14 protein-coding genes are annotated in these 18,566 nt (G+C 57.6%); 12 read left to right on the forward strand and 2 right to left on the reverse strand.

Translation table 11 applies throughout. The features are described from left to right. Positions 1-490 precede the first annotated feature (490 nt). A complete protein-coding gene (locus WCO56_13780; GenBank protein ID MEI7730639.1) occupies positions 491-1,369 on the forward strand; it encodes a hypothetical protein in 879 nt (292 codons plus the stop codon). A gap of 289 nt (positions 1,370-1,658) precedes the next feature. Next, the gene (locus WCO56_13785; protein ID MEI7730640.1) at positions 1,659-1,856 is read left to right on the forward strand and encodes a type II toxin-antitoxin system HicB family antitoxin; all 198 of its coding nucleotides are present in this window, start codon (positions 1,659-1,661) and stop codon (positions 1,854-1,856) included. An 81-nt stretch (positions 1,857-1,937) separates the two neighbouring features. Here the strand turns inward: WCO56_13785 and WCO56_13790 are convergent, their stop codons facing one another. Together WCO56_13790 and WCO56_13795 are read right to left on the reverse strand one after the other, a co-directional pair. Continuing rightward, on the reverse strand, positions 1,938-3,443 hold the full coding sequence (locus tag WCO56_13790) for a pitrilysin family protein (protein MEI7730641.1): 1,506 nt from the start codon (positions 3,441-3,443) through the stop codon (positions 1,938-1,940). Between the two features lies 1 nt (position 3,444). Then, on the reverse strand, positions 3,445-5,205 hold the full coding sequence (locus WCO56_13795) for a pitrilysin family protein (protein MEI7730642.1): 1,761 nt from the start codon (positions 5,203-5,205) through the stop codon (positions 3,445-3,447). Between the two features lie 155 nt (positions 5,206-5,360). On the opposite strand from WCO56_13795, the gene WCO56_13800 reads away from it, so the two are divergent. The 10 genes from WCO56_13800 (at position 5,361) to WCO56_13845 (ending at position 18,554) form a co-directional block, all read left to right on the forward strand. Beyond that, complete coding sequence (locus WCO56_13800) at positions 5,361-6,695, forward strand: Gfo/Idh/MocA family oxidoreductase (protein ID MEI7730643.1); 1,335 nt, start codon at positions 5,361-5,363, stop codon at positions 6,693-6,695. A 45-nt stretch (positions 6,696-6,740) separates the two neighbouring features. Continuing rightward, positions 6,741-8,714, forward strand: a complete 1,974-nt coding sequence (locus tag WCO56_13805) for a HEAT repeat domain-containing protein (GenBank protein MEI7730644.1) — start codon at positions 6,741-6,743, stop codon at positions 8,712-8,714. Positions 8,715-8,745: 31 nt separating this feature from the next. Next, a complete protein-coding gene (locus tag WCO56_13810; protein ID MEI7730645.1) occupies positions 8,746-9,648 on the forward strand; it encodes an AraC family transcriptional regulator in 903 nt (300 codons plus the stop codon). Between the two features lie 302 nt (positions 9,649-9,950). After that, positions 9,951-10,625 carry a glutathione S-transferase C-terminal domain-containing protein gene (locus tag WCO56_13815; protein ID MEI7730646.1) on the forward strand — a complete coding sequence of 225 codons (675 nt, stop codon included), beginning with the start codon at positions 9,951-9,953 and terminating at the stop codon, positions 10,623-10,625. A gap of 53 nt (positions 10,626-10,678) precedes the next feature. After that, complete coding sequence (locus WCO56_13820) at positions 10,679-11,986, forward strand: PhoH family protein (GenBank protein ID MEI7730647.1); 1,308 nt, start codon at positions 10,679-10,681, stop codon at positions 11,984-11,986. Positions 11,987-12,012: 26 nt separating this feature from the next. Continuing rightward, on the forward strand, positions 12,013-12,519 hold the full coding sequence (locus WCO56_13825; GenBank protein MEI7730648.1) for a DUF4149 domain-containing protein: 507 nt from the start codon (positions 12,013-12,015) through the stop codon (positions 12,517-12,519). A gap of 569 nt (positions 12,520-13,088) precedes the next feature. After that, entirely contained in the window at positions 13,089-14,753 is a 1,665-nt protein-coding gene (locus tag WCO56_13830; GenBank protein ID MEI7730649.1) for a hypothetical protein, read from the forward strand. A gap of 170 nt (positions 14,754-14,923) precedes the next feature. Beyond that, positions 14,924-15,502: a sigma-70 family RNA polymerase sigma factor gene (locus WCO56_13835; protein ID MEI7730650.1), complete on the forward strand. Its 579-nt coding sequence runs from the start codon at positions 14,924-14,926 to the stop codon at positions 15,500-15,502. Beyond that, positions 15,499-17,133 carry a LamG-like jellyroll fold domain-containing protein gene (locus WCO56_13840; protein MEI7730651.1) on the forward strand — a complete coding sequence of 545 codons (1,635 nt, stop codon included), beginning with the start codon at positions 15,499-15,501 and terminating at the stop codon, positions 17,131-17,133. The genes WCO56_13835 and WCO56_13840 overlap by 4 nt, the downstream gene beginning before the upstream one ends. Further along, positions 17,130-18,554 (forward strand): alpha-L-fucosidase, encoded by a 1,425-nt coding sequence (locus tag WCO56_13845; protein ID MEI7730652.1) that lies wholly within the window; start codon positions 17,130-17,132, stop codon positions 18,552-18,554. Before WCO56_13840 ends, WCO56_13845 begins: the two co-directional genes overlap by 4 nt. Positions 18,555-18,566: the final 12 nt, after the last annotated feature.

Below are 18,566 nucleotides of genomic sequence, written 5' to 3' on the forward strand. Positions count from 1 at the left end.
GGTTTAGCCGTCCAAAAAACCTGCTGAAAAACCCCCTGCAATTCACCGGAATCAAAACTATAGTCTGACCCCGAATCCGGTTATGGTGGTTTCAATTTTATGCAAGTGCGACGCACATGCGCGCCACCATTGACACAAAAAGGCGAGACACATACGACATAACAACTGGCTAGCAGCAACTTTGTTCAATCTTTGGCCTTTCCTGACATGCACCTATTCAGGATTGTCCGGAAAGGCATCCATCATCCCGGACGGAATGACAGACAGTAGCGTCATGAGGGGAACGGGGCATGACCTCCGGAAAACCGTCCAATAAACCCAACTGCACCTTGAAGAGGTGCCAGAATCAATTCACCGCACCAATGCGAAATGTCGTTTTGCAATTGACCAGCGGGATCTTTTTACGGATGGTCGGCAACATGATAATAAACTGGCTACCGAAGACAACGAACGGGAAGGGTGTTCAATAATACTGTTAGGCAAACCACCTATGCATTTGTGCCGCATTATTCTATTGATCCTGATCGCACTTGCTGGTGATTCAAACGGCGGCGAGACCAATTACTACGCGCATTTGATCGCCAGCGTGAATAAGGCTCTGCCAGGCGTTCAACAGGTCACAGAATCCACGCTGTTAGACATCAACAATACCACAACAAAAACTCGCGGTTGCGTATTTCACCTCAACAGCATCGCTGCCGGAGGACCGATTGCAAACATCCGTCTGAGCATGACCTTGGATGAGGTCATTGGCGTTTGGGGCAAGCCACCGGAATTATGGTGGAATTATCAGCGCGGGCCTCGCCTGGACTACAGAGGCGTTACGCTTTACTTTGCGTCAAACAAACTCTCCGGCATTAGCATAAACAGTCCGGCACTCCGAGAACTTCAATTCGAGCCGAACGTTCCTTCCCGCTCGACCATTACGAGGTGGCGGCAGCAAGAGCCCATGAATTGGACCCTGAACAGGAGCCGTAACGCACTTCAATTACAGCACACTAGCAAACAGATTCTGCTCACGCTTTCATTTCGCCATGGGGATAATGCCCCGTTGTTTCAACTGCGACTTGAGCAGTGCGCTACTCCACTCGTGCAATTGCCTCAACGGGGACTGAACCGGATCGGATCCTCTTACCTGCCCCCTTGTGATAAATTCGAGGCCTGTATTCTTGCCAAACTGGCAGCCATTGACCAGGGCTTCTGGTGGGGGGAACATAAAGATCCCGAGCCCGAGCTTGTAACGACGCTGCGCAGATCAGAAAAGTCATTCTGGCTGGTTTACTTCGAAGCGAAAATCCGCGCACCTGGCAGTAGCATTTTTGCCTGCATTGACCAAAATACAGGTGAAACAGAGATCGATACCGAATGAGACATGCAGAGAGTGCATCCGGCAGGGATGAAAGAAAGCTAGCGTCTTGAGTGGAACGGGGCGCGGCCTTTGGAAAGGCGTCCAATGCCCCCAACTGAACCCCAAGGGTGCCAGAATCAATTCACCTCACCAATGCGATTATGCTGTTTTTACAACGACAGTTCTGTGTCCTTGTTTTCCTGATGCGCCTTGGTAAAGTCGTTGTGTGATCTGATTCTGTTACATGTTATTCGCAGGGTTACGCCGCTGAACCAGTCACACTCCATGGCCGATGCCGTGGGTGTCACCTATGCAATATCACATCAAACTCATGCACTCGGAAGAAGGCTGGGCGATCAGATGCCCGGCGCTTCCAGGATGCCATTCGCGGGGAGCAACGCGCGAGAAAGCCCTTGATAACATTCGCATTGCCATTCGTGAGTGGCTCGAAGTTGAGGCCGAAGACTCAGGCTGGTTGGCGGTTGAAGAAACGGTTGTCACTGTTTAAGTGCAGGTCGCCAACTGGTGCAACAACTCAACCCCTACCCCAACCCAGGAGCCGCTGACACTCGCCCCACAAGGACGGTAATCACTTCAACGGCTTCATGGTCAACGGATCGCGCAGCGGCAATTCGGTGAATCGGTCGCCTGCCAGCTTGAGGAGTTTCTCGGGATGATCCGGGTTGTCCTTCAGGATGACTTGTTTTTGGCCGACGACCAGAATGATGACTTCCGCCGGCTTAAGAAAACGTTTGGCTACGCGTTGCACATCCGCGCCGGTCACGGATTCAAAGCGTTGACGGTAGTTCTTGAACCAATCCGGGTCCGCCTGATACCGCCCCGTGAATTCCTCCATGGCCAAGGCCGCCGCCACCTGGCCTCTGGTCGCAAAGGCGCGAGGGAACGTGTCAATGAAGGAACGCTTGGCGGTATTTAACTCCTCATCGGTTACCGGCGCAGTGGTCATCCGCTTGAGTTCATCCAGCACAATGCTGACGGCATACGCCACGGTATGCGACTTGGTCTGGAAACCAGCGGTGAATACGCCTGGGTAATACATTCCGCCCGCCAGGCTGGAACCGGCGGAGTAGGCCAGCCCTTCATCACTGCGGACGCGGTTCATAATGCGCGAGGTGAATCCGCCGCCGCCCAAAATATTGTTCATCACTTGGGACGCCACATAGTCGGGGTCATTACGCATAATGCCCGGCAATAGAATGCTCACGCGGCCTTGGTTCACGTCTTTGTCCACCAGGTAGGCGCCCGGTTTGGCCATGGCGGTGTCCGTCGGGGGCTTGGATGCCACCTTGCCTTGGAATGGCCAGTTGCTGAACAAGGTTTCCAGCTTCGCAATCATGGCTTCCCGATCAAAGTCGCCGTTTACCGCAACCAGGAAATTGCCCGGGTGAAACCAGTCATGGTGAAACGCCTCCAGGTCCGCGCGGGTGACGGATTTAAGCGAGGCATCGGTGGTGTGGCGATTCACGAAAAACTTTTCGCCATAGGCCAGGAAGTTGCGCTCGCGTCCTTCAATCTGCGCGGACTCATCGTTGCGTTGTTTCAAGGATTGGTAAATCTGCTGTTTGCGCAGTTCGATCTTGTTGTCCTGAAAACGCGGCAAGGCCAGGACCTCGCGCAACAGCGCGAGTCCCTCGTCGAGGTCCTTGGATAGCAGATTCAGGCTCACGCTGCCCTGGGTGTCACCGACGCCGCTGTTTAATTGCGCCGCCAGGAAAGCCAGCCGCTCTTCCAGCTCTTCCGCCGATTTGGATTTAGTGCCGCCACGGGCAAGCAACCAGCCTGTCAGCTCGGTGACGCCCTCCTTGCCTGCCGGCTCCAGGTAATCACCCGTGCGAACATAAACGGTGATCGTGACCAGTGGCAGTTCGCGGTCGGGCACAACGTACGCCACGGGGCCGCTTTTCAATTGCACACGGTAATCCGCCGCCTTGGGCGGTTCAAAGGTGAGCGGCCCAAATTGCAGTTTCTCCGGACGATCCGGCACGGCGGCATCGCTGGCCGCCAGTGAAGTGAAGGAACATTGGCTGCCCAAGGCCACCAGCAACCACAGCATGGAGGTACGTGAAGACTTCATATTATTTCCCTCCCTTTTCCAGTTCCGCAATGCGTTGCGCTAACTTTTTGGTCATAAATTGATACAGGGGGCGGCTTTTTTCATCCACCTGGCTGGTGCGGGCTTCCAATGCCTGCAACTGTTGTTTGAGTTTGACGGGGTCCTTTTCTTTTTGAAACTTGGCGGCCATGGTTTTGCCGGCTTCCTTCATTTCTGCCGGCAGGGCGGTCAGATCGGCATCTTCCGCAGTGTTGGCACCCGGCTTGCGGTTGTAAACCGCCACGCAACGGTTTTCGCGCAGCAGATATTTGTTGGCCACCCGTGTCAGGTCGGCGGCGGTTACCGCCTGATATTTCGGGCCGGACTCATTGATCGCCCGCCAATTGCCCATGCCATCATTGAAAATAAGCTGCATGAGAATGGCCATGTTGGACTGCAATTTGCGATACTCGTTGGCGGCAAAATTATTTTTGACCTTCTGTAATTCCTCGGCGGGCACTTCCTTTTCCTTGAGCGCCTCCAGTTCCTTGTAGATCGCCTTCTCCACTTCCTCCGGCGTGTGGCCTTCGCGGGCTTCGCCGCTCACATTGAAGAGGCCGGCCCATTTCATAGAATGCTGCGCGGCATCTGCCTCGGTGGCCACCTGGCTGCCCACCACCAAGCCCTTGTACAGACGGCCCGTGCGGCCATTCAGCACCTGGGCCAGCACCTGCAACGCGTAACTATCCGCATGGCCGAAACCGACCGAATGCCAGATGATGTCCACTTGCGGATTGGTGTCCGCCTCGGCGTACATCCGTTTTTCGGCGGGTTGCGTCGGCTCGATGGTCGGCACATCCGGCGGATTCTTTTGCCCGCGGGGAATCCGTCCGAAATATTTCTCCATCTGTGCCAGGGCGGTCTCGGTTTTAAAATCACCGACCAGGATGGCTGTGATATTCTGCGGCGCGTAATACGTGGCGTAAAACTCATCCGCCTGCGCCTTCGAAATGGAGGCCACATCCGTCGGCCAGCCTATCACCGGCCAGTGATAGGGATGCGCCTGCCAGATCATGGAAGTGAACTCTTCCTCGAACTTTCCCAGCGGCGTGGATTCCGTCCGCATCCGGCGCTCTTCATAGACCACGTCCCGCTCGGCGTAAAATTCGCGGAATACGGGTCGCCACAGCCGCTCGGATTCCATCCACATCCAGAGGTCCAGTTTATTGGCGGGGACGGTGATGAAGTAACCGGTGAGGTCATGCGTGGTAAACGCATTCATGCCGGACGCCCCTTGCGTGGTGTAAACGCGGTCGAACTCGTTCTTCACCTGAATATCCCGCTGTTGCTTGATGAGTTCCTGAAAGCTTTTCTCCAGTTCTTTCCAGCGCGCGGTCCGATTCTCAGGTTTTTGCACGTCGTCAATTTCGCCGCGCCGATACAACGCCCGCATTTTGGCTTCCTCGGCCCGCATTTCCTCGCGCACCTTTTCCTGTTCCGCGATGATCTGGAGGTCCTTCTGGTAATCCTTGGTGCCGAGTGTGGGGGTGCCCTTGAACATCATGTGCTCAAAGAGATGCGCGGTGCCGGTGATGCCCGGTCGCTCGTTGCTGCTGCCCACGTGCGCCACCCAGCCACCCGCGATACTGGGATCATCATGCCGCTCCAACAGCAATACCCGCATGCCGTTGGATAACTGGTGTTCGGTGACCGGAACTTTTTGCGCCGGAACTTGGACTGCCCAAGCCAGCACCAGCAATCCCGCCAGACCGCATTTCAATGTACCATGCCGTTTCATTGACATATTAGACAACATTAGCGGCAAATGTTCACCCAGACAACGTAATCTTTGCACCGCAATTCATAAAACTCAGGCATGAAAGTATGGACAACCACCAAACAATCTGCGAACATTGAGACACGTACCCGTATTATTGATTCGTAACGAGAAAGAGTAACATGAAACGCGTGACTATCGAAAATCGTAATCGCCGATCCCACCGGCAAACCGGCGGGACCACCAACCACACCGCGCTCAACCGCCGTGGGTTTCTCAAAACCGCACTTCAAGCCGGAGCCCTCCTGCTGGCACCCCAAGTGGTTCCCAGCTCGGTTCTCGGTGTGGATGGCACCGTTTCCCCCAGCGAACGCATTGTGCTGGGTGCCATCGGCATCGGCAACCGAGGTAGCTACGTGCTGGGCTGTTTTCTCCAGCAACCTGACGTTCAGTTTATCGCCATTGCGGATGTGAAAGCCGCCCGCCAGGAGGCGGTGAAAAAGATGGCGGATGCCAAATACAACAACCAGGATTGCGCCACCTACCGCGACCTGCGCGAATTGCTCGCCCGCACCGACATTGATGCCACCTTGATCGCCACCGGCCCGAACTGGCACGCGGCGGCCAGCACGCTCGCCGCCAATGCGGGCAAGGATATTTATTGCGAAAAACCGTGTACCAAGAACATTGCGCAGAGCTTCGCGCTGGCGGATACCATTCGCCGGACCGGTCGCGTGTTTCAAGCCGGCACCCAGCGGCGCAGCCTGCCGAACTTCGTGTACTCCATCGAACTGGCGCGCCAGGGCAAGCTGGGCAAGCTCGAAACCGTTTATGCGCACCCCGGTGGTCTGGGTACCAGCATGAGCGGTTGGATGACCCCAGAACCGGAGCCCCCGAAAGATCAGGTGGATTGGGATACGTATCTCGGCCCGGCGGCTTGGCGGCCATTCAATCAGAAACAGCTCCACGGCTTTGGCTTTGAAAAAGGCGGCGGGTTGACTGGCGGCGGATGCCTGGAATGGGGCTCGCACTGCGTGGATCTTTGCCAGTGGGCGGCGGACGCCGATGCGACCGCCCCAATCGAGTATGAACCCAAAGACGGCCAGTTGCATGCGCTCTATCCCAGCGGCGTCAAACTCATCATGCGCAACGATGGCTGGCTCAAGCTCGGATCTTGCCCGGTGCGCTTTGAAGGCACCACCGGCTGGGTGGAAACCGGTGACAACGGCGACATCGTCGCCAGTTCGGAAGCGCTGCTCGTTGGGCGCGGAGCCAAAATTGGCGGGTATCCGGCTGATTTTCACGTCCGCGATTTCCTTGACTGCGTGAAATCACGCGGTCTGTCGCGCGCCAATGCCGATGTGGCCTGCTGGTCGCACGTGGCCTGCCACTCTGCCAACATCGCCCTGCACTTGAACCGCAAGGTGCGGTACGACCTCAAACGAAATGAATTCATTGGGGATTCCGAGGCCAACCGCCTGCGCTCGGAAGCGCAACGTGAACCGTGGCGCATCTAACCATGCCTGATTGTCATATCCTTATCACCTATTACTGAAAATTTTATGATGCTCCAGCTTCAAAATTTGGTCCGCAGCCTGACGGGGGCCGCGGTATTGACTCTGACCCTTCAAATCCAGGCCGCCGTGTTTGACCCGCAGGATTCCACCGCTGAAAAACAGCGGAAATTGATCGCGGTGCTCAAATCCGACGCTCCGTCTGCGGACAAGGCTCTGGTCTGCAAACAGCTCGCCATTTACGGCGGCCCGGAAGCCGTCCCGGCCTTGGCGCCACTGTTGTCCAATCCGGAACTGTCTTCCTGGGCGCGCATTGCCTTGGAAGCCATTCCTGACGCGGCGGCGGATGCCGCATTGCGCGACGCCCTGACCCGTGTACAGGGCCGCCAACTGGTGGGAGTGATCAATACCATCGGGGTGCGCCGGGATGCCCAGGCCATCAGCGGTTTATCAGCCAAACTCAAGGATGCGGATGCCGATATTGCCTCGGCGGCGGCGGCGGCCTTGGGGCGCATTGGGGGCAATCAGGCCACCGCCATTCTGGAGAAATTCCTCCCGACCTCCCCGGAGGGTGTCCGCTCCGAAGTTGCGGAAGGGTGCGTCCGTTGCGCCGAACGTTATCTCAATGAAGGGAATAACAAAGAGGCCATCCGGTTGTATGACTTAGTCCGTAATAGTTCGGTTCCCCGGCAGCGTATTATTGAAGCCATCCGTGGCGCCATCCTCGCGCGCAAATCGGAAGGGTTGCCGCTGTTGATGGAGCAGTTGCGATCGGAAGATCGGGCTCGCTTTGGTATCGGCCTGCGCACCGCCCGAGAACTGTCGGGTCGCGATGTGACTCTGGCGCTGGCTGAAGAGCTGGAACGATCCGGTCAGGACCGGCAGGCGCTGCTGCTCCTCGTTTTGGCGGATCGGGCGGATGCCGCGGCTCTGCCGACCATCCAAAAGGCCGCCCGCAGCGGTCCCAAAAAAGTGCGTCTGGCGGCGCTGACCGCGCTGGACCGCCTGAATAACCCGGCGGTCGTGCCGGTGTTGCTGGATGTTGCCGCCGAGAACGATCCGGACTTGGAGAAAGCCGCCCGGGTGGCGCTGGCCCGTTTGCCCGGCAAAGAAGTGGATAACCAACTGTTGAATCGCCTGCCTCAGTCCGCCGGAAAAATGCGGCAGGTGTTGCTGGAGCTGGCGGGGCAACGCCAGATTGCCGGCGCTCTGCCGCTGGCCATGCAGTGCCTGAATGATGCGGATGCCGTTGTCCGCAGCGCCGCCATCGCCACCATCGGCTTGTTGGGCGAGGAAAAACAAATTGCTGACCTGATCAAACAACTCAAGCAAACCCAGGCCGCCAAAGATCAGGGCGATCTTGAAAAGGCCATGCTGGCGATTGCCAGTCGTCAGGGGGCGCGCTGCTTGCCGCACCTGTTGCCGCTGGCAGAGAACGGGGATGTTGCCCTCCGCATCATTGCGCTGCATACCCTGGCAAGTGTTGGCGGGCCAGAAGCGTTGGCGGCAGTGAAAAACGCCTTGAATGATAAGGAAACCACCGTTCAAGATGAAGCGGTTCGCACCTTGTCCACCTGGCCGAATAGTTGGCCGGATGACGCGGCTGTGGCCGAACCCCTGTTGACGCTGGCGAAGACTGGTAAAAAAATGTCACACCAGGTGCTGGGATTGCGCGGGTACCTGCAATACATCCAGACCGATAAAAAGCTTAAGGATGAAGACAAACTGGCGAAGGTCAACGATGTCCTGCCGCTCGTGAAACGCGTGGAGGAAAAACGCCTGGTGATTGGCGCGCTGGGGACCATCCCCTCCGCCAGTTGCTTGGAACCGTTGATGACGTATGCCGCCGATCGCGCCCTGGCTGATGACGCGTGTTCCGCGATCATTGCGCTTGCTCCCCGGGGCGATCTGAAGGGTGCCACCAAGGAACTCCGTCGCAAGGCACTTCAGGTCGCAGTGGAAAAAGCGCCCAACGACGCGACCAAGAAGAAGGCCGACAAAGCCTTAAAGGGCGTTCGCTAAACTCCGCATCGCGCTCGGGCGCACGCTACCCATGGGGGACACGCTCCTGGAAAAAGGCAGTGGCTTTATTGGTGAGCATCGTGTCATGTTGCCCGAGCGGATGGCTGCCACCCTGATGCGGCAGAAGCCGCTGTTAAGCGGATTATTTGCCGCCGGGGCCGGCTATTTTCCCCGGGCCGAAGGGCATCTCCGGCGGCGTCCGAAAGGCACGGATCAAGCGATCTTCATCTATTGCGTCAAAGGTGGTGGCTGGTGTCAGTTGGGGGGTGCCCGGCATACGGTGCGCGCGGGCGACCTGCTGGTGATACCGTCACACCAACCGCATAGTTACGGAGCAAATACCACCAACCCGTGGACCATTCACTACGTCCATGCGCTGGGTTCAAATGTCCGCGAATATCTGCGGGAATTGGGCGTGTCGGTAAAAAATCCGGTCACGCACTTGGGGATGGATATGCAGTTGGCGCTGCTGTTTAACGAAGTGGCGCAAACGCTGGAGCGCGGTCTGGCCTACCTCGACCTGCTGCAAGCCTCGCATACCTTGGGGCACTTGTTGGCCCTGCTGATCCGGCATCGCTATGCGTATCATCCGGATGCCGCCGACGGCCTGCAAAAAGTGGCACAGTGCATCGTGTACATGAGCGAACACCTGGACCAACCGCTCAAGGTGAGCCGCTTGGCCGCCCTCAGCAACCTGTCCACCCCGCATTTCACCGTGCTCTTCAAGCAGCAGACCGGCTCCGCTCCGCGCGATTACCTGCACCTGCTGCGCATTCATCGGGCCTGCCAGTTGCTGCACGGCACCACCTTGAACATGAAGGATATCGCCGCCCAGCTTGGCTACCAGGACCCCTTCCATTTTTCCAAACGCTTTAAGCAATTCCAAGGCGTCTCCCCCAGCGAATACCGCGCCGCGCACGGATCAGAACGATGAACTTCCCAATTTGCAATTCCACCATCCCCTTTTTGACCATTGGCTATTTTCCCCGTCCATCTTGTCGCATTCCTTTTTACTGATCACTTGATTACTGTTCACTGATGTCTTATTCCTGCTGCCATCGCGTAAATGAAATGCATGTTTGAGTTTGCACTGGGTTGGGAAGCGGAGTAGTCTGCCGCTGTGTTGTGTAATCATGGACACCACCGATGCCTCGTCTTGCCAGGGTTTCGCGGAACCCGGCGCGTGGTAGTTTTACGCGGTCAACTGGTCGCCATGATCATGGAGGAATGCCACTTATGATTACGCTGGTGCAGTTTCCTTGGAGCCCTTTTTGCATTGTCCAACGCCGGATTCTCGAGTTTGGCGGCGCCCGGTTTCGCTGTGCGAATGTGCCTAACACGGATCGTACCCTCGTCTGGCGGTTAACGCGTCAGCGCTATCACGCCGTGCCGATCATCAAGGATGGCCAGAATGTCATTTTCGAGGTGGACGATAATTCGCAGGTGATTGCCAAGTATCTGGATGCCCGGTTGCAGTTGGGATTATTTCCCAAGGAATGGTCCGGCGTGCAAAATGTTATCTGGCGTCATATCGAGAATGAAATTGAGGATATCGCCTTCCGGCTCAATGACATTTATTACCAGGAGTTCGTCCCGGAAAAGGAATGGCTGGCCTTCCTTCGCCATAAGGAGCGCAAGTTTGGACGCCATTGCCTGACCCAATGGCAGCAGCAGCAGTCCGGCCTGCTGGAAGAGCTAAGCCGTCGGCTGATTCCTTACGAGCAGATGCTGGGCACCCGTCCGTTCCTGCTGGATCAGCAACCGCGCTTTGTGGATTTCGATTTGTACGGCATGTTGGGCAACTTTATGTTTAGCGGACACTATCAACTCCCCGCGCCGCATAATCACCTGCAACAATGGTATGACCGCATGACTCGGCTGCCAAAAAAGACGGTGACCCGGGCCAAATAACCCGGCTGGCAAAATTTCATTACGATTAACCAAGAATACCCCGATAATCACCCGTGAAAAAAAACTATATTCTCGACACCAACGTTTTGCTGCACGATCCCAACTCACTCCTGAATTTTCAGGAGAATAATGTATTCATCCCCATCGAGGTCATTGAGGAAATTGATCGTTTCAAACGCGAGTCCTCCGAACTGGGGCAGAATGCCCGCACGGTTTCCCGCATGTTGGACACACTGCGTGAAAAAAACCGGCTCAGCGAGGGCGTGACGCTCTCCAATTCAGGGCGTCTGCGTATTTTATTCAAGGATGACGATGGCCCGATGCCCATCGCCGGGAGTCATACGGTGGACAGCCGGATCATTGCCCGCGCCCTGACCGTTCAGCGCAAAGACCCGGAGTTGCGCACCATCCTCGTCACCAAGGATATCAATCTGCGCATCAAGGCCGACGCGCTGGGGTTGGAGGCCGAGGATTACGAGACCGATCGGGTCCGGATTCAGGACCTCTATACCGGGGTATTTGAACATACGGTGCCGGTGGACCAGATGGCGGCGTTTCGGCTCAATGGCGAACTGGAACTGCCGGGCAACACGCTCCACTGGCCCAATGAATACTGCACGCTTATCGAGGCGGGTAATCCCAAGCGCACGGCGCTCACGCGGGTGGACAATACCGGCAAAAAACTGGTGCCCATCATTGATAGCCGGGAGGGCATCTGGGGGATCAAATCAAAAAATCGCGAGCAACACTTCGCGTTTGACGCCCTGCTGGATGACCGCATCAAGCTGGTCACCCTGATGGGCAAGGCGGGCACGGGCAAGACCTTGATGGCGATGGCGGCCGGACTCAAAAAAACCGTGCTGGACCGGGAATTTCGGCGGCTGGTGGTGGCGCGTCCCACCATCTCGATGGGCAAGGAACTTGGGTTTCTGCCCGGCACCCTTGAGGAAAAACTCGGCCCTTGGATGCAACCGATCCACGACGCCTTGGAAATGTTGAGCGATCTCAACATGGGGCACGAGCATCGCCGCGCGACGGATTTATTGCGCACCGGCACCATTGTGGTCGAGGCGTTGAGCTATATTCGCGGACGTTCCATTGCCAACCAGTTCATGATCATTGACGAGGCGCAAAACCTGACGCCGCTCGAAGTCAAAACCATTGTCACCCGCGTCGGTCACGGCACCAAGCTGGTGTTCACCGGCGATCCCTACCAGATTGATAATCCCTACGTGGACTCCGCGTCCAACGGATTCAATTACATTGTCAGCAAATTTCGCGAGCAGTCCCTGGCGGCGCATATTGAACTGCAAAAGGGCGAACGCTCCGAGCTGGCGGAACTGGCCGCGAATATCCTGTGAGGCGTAGCCTCAGGCTGGGAATCGTCATGCTCGCCGGAATCTGGCTGGGTATGGCGGTGTTCTTTACCTTTGGGGCTGGCCCCATGTTTTTCCGGGAACCCATGCTCGCGGTTTTTAAGCAGGCCGGGGCGGTCGAGCCAAAACAATATTCCGGCATGGCCGCCATGCTGATCTTGGAGCGGTATTTTTGGTGGCACCTGGCTTGCGGCGCGGGGTTTATGAGCCTGCTGGCCTGCCAACGGTTTCTGGTTCGTGAGTCCGTGGGCAAAGCCACTTTGGTCTTATCGGGCACGGTAGTGGCCATGGGCCTCGTCAGCGGGCTTTATTTTCAGCCCCGGCTACACCTGTTGCATCAGCAAAAATATGATTCCACGCTGTCCGCTGGTGTGCGCGAGACCGCCGGGAAACAGTTTATGGCGGCGCATGGCATATCCCAGAGCGCCAATCTGATCGCCCTTTTTTGTTTGGTCGGATTATTCGTTGCTTGCTGGAAGGATAATGGCGGCGATCAACCCGCTGCCAGGATAAATTAAGCGCAGAATGAACAATGCTATAGGTTAAATGACACCTCAACCGGTCGCACCAGAAACCAATGGAAAACAGCCCAGATCAAAGCAAGACCTCTTTTCGCGAAGCGAACGCCTCGCTGTAGGGCATCTGATTCGTGGTGGCTTGGGAAGCCAACCGGACTTTCCTGCACCTTTTATCGGCGTTTTCGCTTGCTGCTGATTGCCATTGGACAAGTGCGCAGCTTGCGTTAAACATGATCGCTTGGGAGGGCAGTTTAGGGTGACCGAATCCGGGCGGCGTACTGCAATAAAACCGGCCTCACCTTCACCAAGGCTGCCGATGGCACCCGGCAGCATATTTGGGCGGGGACTTGGGAATGGAAACTATTTTTGGATAAGAAACATTGATTTGAAAACTGGTAAAATGGGAATTGTCCCTGGAGAATAGTTATTATACCGTAGCATTACCGAGTATTATTACGTCCGTTTCAACGGCGCGTTAAATACCATGGGCGGCGGAATCCCGCGAAGCTAACTGTCTGGCATAAAATCCCCCTTGATTCCCCAACCGGGGTAAGGGAAAGTTCGCCCCCATGAATGGTGAGCCCAAAGCGATGTCCAACCGCAGCACGATCCGTGCAGGCATGAACCGCGCCCATAAGCGGGGTCCGATCCGTTCCAGCCTTTGGCCGCGCCCCGCGCAAGCGCTTTTGCTCAGCCTCCCGCTCGTGCTCCTGGGTCTGCCGGCGTTGGCGCAGCAGCCGCTTGATGGCGTCTCCGCGCCGGTGGTGGCCCGCTATCCGGAACTCGGCAAAGCGGGCTCGCCCTTCCAGCAGGAGTTCCTGCGCCGTCGGCAGGTTTACGCGGCCGAAAATCCCCAGTTCACCAATGACAACGCCTGGGCGATGAAGCTGGCGAGTGAGGTGGCGAAGGAGCTGCCTTCCTTCGCGGCGAAGCCGGAGATCGAGTTCAAGGTGCTGCTCATCATCAAGCGCTACAGTGACACCTGGCACCCGCTGTTCCTGCCCGTCCGCTCGGAGATGACCGCCGAGGACATCGCGAAAGCGCGGCATTGTTTCGAGGTTCAGACGCCGGACATGGTGCATGACATCACGCGCGGCAAGGTGAAGTTCACGCCCACCGTCCTGGTATCCGCCCAGCCGCTGCGCAGCCTGAATCCGCAGCGGCGCGACAGCGCGGAGTATATGGGGCAGGAGCTGGTCAACGAACTGGCCACGTTCGCCAAGCCGGGCGACTACGACAGCGTGGGCTATTACTTCCTCTATTTCGACAACGCCTCCGGCTACCGCATCCCGCGCGCGGGCTACGGAGTGGGCGGCTTCAGCGGTTCGGATGGCATCGGCATGTTCGCCGTCGGCAGCGCGTCGAGCATGAACCCGCGGGATGAAATTTTCCTGCACGAATGGATGCACGGGCAGGACGGTTACTACGGCGGCAAGAGCGGCGTCCGGTTGCCGAAGGGCGCGCTGCACGGCTCGGGGAATTACGACGCGCATTACAAGGTGGCCAAAGCCTGGCGCCCGCAGGACACCTTCCGCGGCTACCTGGAATGGTATCAGGACATCCTCAATTGCCGGGTTCCCGAAGGCGGTAGCTTCGTCGGCCATGGTGAGGCGGCGTGGAAGCACGGCCCGATGCGGGAGGAGGCCAAGAAAAAGGGCAAACCGTTCCCAACCACCCCGCTCCCCAAGGGCGAGTATCCGCAGTGGGTCTATGAACTGATGAAGGGGAACCTGAAAAATGCCCGGCTCGGGCCCACGCTGCTCCCCGCGGGATTGAAGGCGGGCGAGATCACGAAAGACAGCAAGCCGTGGCGGCTGGATAGCTGGAGCGGCAGCGCCAAGACCACGGCCCGCTATTCGGAAAGCGACGGCGGATCGTTCACCCTGGATTGCGCATCAGGGAATAACGCCTCGCTCCGCTGCGATGCGCCGGCGGAGCCATCGGCAAACTACGTCCTGACCGCCGAGGTGAAGACGGTGCAAGTCAAAATCGAGCAGGCGGGCGGCAAATACTCCGTGCTGCTCGCCGCGGGAGATTTGCAGTCCACCAGGGACCTCTCCGGCTCCGTGGACTGGACGCCGATCGTGCTGCCCTTCACCACCAAGCCCGACCGATCCTCAACGACCGTGCGCTTGCAACTCGGCGGATTCAGCAGCATTGCCAGCGGGCGCGCCTGTTTCCGGGCGGTCAAACTTCAGAAAGTGGCCTACCCGGTGACTACGACGAAGCCTTGAAATGACCGCTGTCCGCCAAGACATCACGTCCCCGATCCTTTCACCATCGGCCTCGGGTCGGTCAAAACCATCGGCTGAATCGCCCTCGCCCCCGGTTTGCCCTGCCGGAAAAACTTTTGCAGTGGGGATGGTTTTACCTGCTAAGTTTGGGCGAAGCGTGGAATAAGTTTATGATGAATGAACATCCTGGAGACAGGCCGTTACCTGCCCCTGCACCACTGGACGAACGCACGTTGCGGGTGCAGCAACTATTTGTGCAGCATCAAGGCCGGCTGCGGGCTTTTGTGCTGGGACTGGTACCGGAATTTTCCGCCGCGGATGATGTGATGCAGGAGACGTTTCTGGTCGTCTCACGCAAGGCGAATGAGTTCGACCCGGACACCAACTTCCAGGCGTGGGTACGGCGGATTGCCACGTTCAAGGTGCTATCCTTGCATCGGGATCGCCAGCGTGCGCCACTGTGTTTGCAAGCGGATGTGATCGAAGCGCTGGCCGCTGCCGCTCCCAGTTGGGACGATGAGGCACAGTATTTGACCGAAGTGCGAGTTTTGAAGACCTGCATTGAGAAACTCCCTCCTGCCCCGCGTGAATTGATCCGGCTGCGCTATTATGGCGAGCATTTGCCCGAGGAAATCGCGCGGCTGCGTGCCCAATCAGTCAATGCTGTGAATGTGACTTTAACCCGGGCGCGCATTGCCTTGCGGGAATGCATGGAGCGTAATCTAAAGACTGCGGGGGCGACACCATGAATGATGCACGTCTTGCATTATTGTGCAGTCGTTATCTGGATGGCCAACTTACCGAGGCGGAACGGGCTGAGTTGGAGGACCTGCTGCGGCGATCATCCGCCGCACGGGAACAGTTCTGGAGGGAAACACGGCTACACGCGCAATTACATGAAGTCGAGAATGAAGGTGCTGAAACATTGCCGACACAACCCAGGCGGCTGACACTACCGCGTTGGGCGCAAAGCCCCGTCAATTGGCTGGCGATGGCGGCCTGCCTGGGACTTGCCTTGATATTGGCACTGCAATTCCACCCCCGGCAGAACATCGGGACGGATAATCCAGCCAACACGCCCCTGGAGTCCACGTCGGCGGCAGTGGCAGTGTTGACACATGGCGTGGATCTGGAGTGGCGCAAGCCGGAAGAGGCACGCAAAGTCGGGACCGCACTAGAGCCGGGCTGGTTGCGCCTGAAGGCGGGTTTGGCGCTGGTGGAGTTCTTTAATGGCGCGCGCGTCTTGCTGGAGGGGCCGGTGGAATTTCAACTGGTTTCTGCGACGAAGGGGTTTTGTGCGTCGGGTCGCTTAAGCGCAGAAGTACCGGCACACGCGCAGGGGTTCACGATCATGACGCCGCAGGTGCGAGTGGTGGATCGTGGCACAGCGTTTGGCGTGAGTGTCGGCGCGCAAGCGGCGGAAGTGCATGTATTCAAGGGCAAGGTGGAGTTGCTGGAGAAGGTAACCCCGCAGCGGGACTTGCGGGAGGGGGAGGCAGTGACGGTTGCGGTTGATGGCACACTCCGTTCCATACCCACGCACAGCACGGTATTTGCCTCGGTAGCAGAATTTGAGCGGCGGCTCACCGTTGTGCAGCGGCAGCAACTGGCGCAATGGCGCGCCGCAGCGCTACGATTGAATTCCGATCCTGATTTGCTGTTACGGTTTGATTTTGAAATACCCGCCAATATACGGACGCTGCCGAACGTAACAGCGAAGCACTCATCCACTGGCGATGGCACCATTGTCGCTTGCGAGCGGGGCGAAGGCCGTTGGCCTGGCAAGAGCGCACTGGAGTTTCGCAGTATGGGCGACCGCGTGCGTGTCAACATCCCCGGTGAGTTTCGCTCAATAACGCTGACAGCTTGGGCACGCGTGGACGGCATTGAAAGGGCGTTCAATTCCTTGTTCATGTGCGAAGGATATGGCAAGGGCGGATTCCATTGGCAGATTTCGCGCAAGGGGGATGTAAAATTAGGCGTCAAACTGGATAATCAGAAAGACAAGGCCACCGATTATTGCAGTCCAGTCATTTTTACGCCCGAGCGCCTTGGCCGCTGGGTACACCTCGCTGTTGTCTATGATGCTGAGGCAAAGCAGGTGACGCATTTTGTGGATGGCGTGGCGGTAAGTCGTGAAGCTACGCGCTTCGTAGTGCCGCTCCGCATCGGCAATGCTGACGTGGGAAACTGGAGCTTGGGCACGCACAGCACTATTTACCCGGTACGCCATTTCAGCGGTCGCATGGATGAACTGGCGCTGTATGGCCGGGCCTTGCGGGAAGCGGAAATCCAACAACTTTATGCCATAGGCGTGCCCATGAGCCTGGAGACACACGCAGCCGTCAACGCCCAATCCGGAATCCCCGAACAACAATGAACACCCCGTTACACCATGGTTTGCTTTGGCTAACCCTCTGCGGACCGGCTTTAACCGTACCTGCTTATGAACTACCGCCCGAGGCGAAGCAGGTACCTGCCAAAATCGAAATACCAGCCGGCCCCTTTCAGCCCAGTTGGGCATCGCTGGAGAAATACCAAGTGCCGGATTGGTTCCGGGATGGGAAATTCGGCATCTTTGTCCATTGGGGGCCGCAGACGCTGGCCGGAGCCAAAGATGGTTCGGCGGATGGCTCCAAGACCCTCAATTGGCAGGATTACGCCGCCGCCTTTCGTGGGGACAAGTTTGATGCGAAGCACTGTGCCGAAATTTTTCGCAAATCCGGCGCAAAATACGTAGTGCAAGTCGCCGAGCATCACGATGGCTATGCGCTCTACGACTCGTCATACACGCCCTGGACATCGGTAAAGATGACGCCCAAGCGCGATTTCGTTGCCGAACTGGCGGCGGCACTCCGCAAAGAGGGGCTGATCTTTGGCGCGTCCTCCCATACCGAGGAGCATTGGTGGTTCTACGATAATCCGCCGAAGAAAGCGCCGCCCGCTCCCTTGCCGGGAAGGCCCGTCCCCCCGCAGCCGGACAAGGCGTTTCTGGATTGGTGGTACGCCCGGCTGGTCGAGATCGTGGACAAATACCATCCGCAAATCATGTGGTTCGATTGGTGCATTGAGCAGCCGGGGTATGATCCGTATCTCCAGCAGTTTGCCGCTTACTATTACAACCGGGCCGCCGAATGGAAGCAGGGCGTGGTCCTCAATTACAAATACAACGCCATCCCAACGGACGCCGCCGTCTTGGATATTTCGTGGAACACCAGCCGGTTCTCCTGGCGTCCCGAGCGGATCAACCCCACCCCGTGGCAATTCGACACCATGTCCAACCGCAGTTATTGGTTCTGGCGCGCCGACATGGAGATGCGCCCCGTGGCCGAGATGCTCTGCGAACTCGCGGACGTCATCAGCAAGAACGGCAACTACCTCCTCAACATCCCGCCTGCGCCCGACGGCACGTTGACTCCGGGCCAGGAAAAGATTCTCATCGAGATCGGACGTTGGCTAACCATCAACGGCGAAGCGATCTACGGCACGCGACCGTGGAAAGTTTTCGGCGAAGGCCCGACCGAAGGACTCGGCCCGAAGTTCCAGGGCAATCCACCGAAGGCACCCTATACATCGCAAGACATCCGGTTCACAACGAAGGGCGATACGCTCTACGCCATTGTGCTGGCCTGGCCGGAGAACCGGATGGTGACCATCAAGTCGCTGGCCGATTGTAAAATCAAGGCCGTGCGCCTGCTCGGTTGCGATGCGCCGGTGAAATGGACTGGGAACTCCATCGAGTTACCCGCGAACGCCAGCGCGGGCGCGCCGTGTGTTCTCAGAATCCAACACGACCAGTGATTGTCCTGAAAG

This window comes from Verrucomicrobiota bacterium (genome assembly GCA_037139415.1).
Classification (GTDB): domain Bacteria; phylum Verrucomicrobiota; class Verrucomicrobiia; order Limisphaerales; family Fontisphaeraceae; genus JBAXGN01.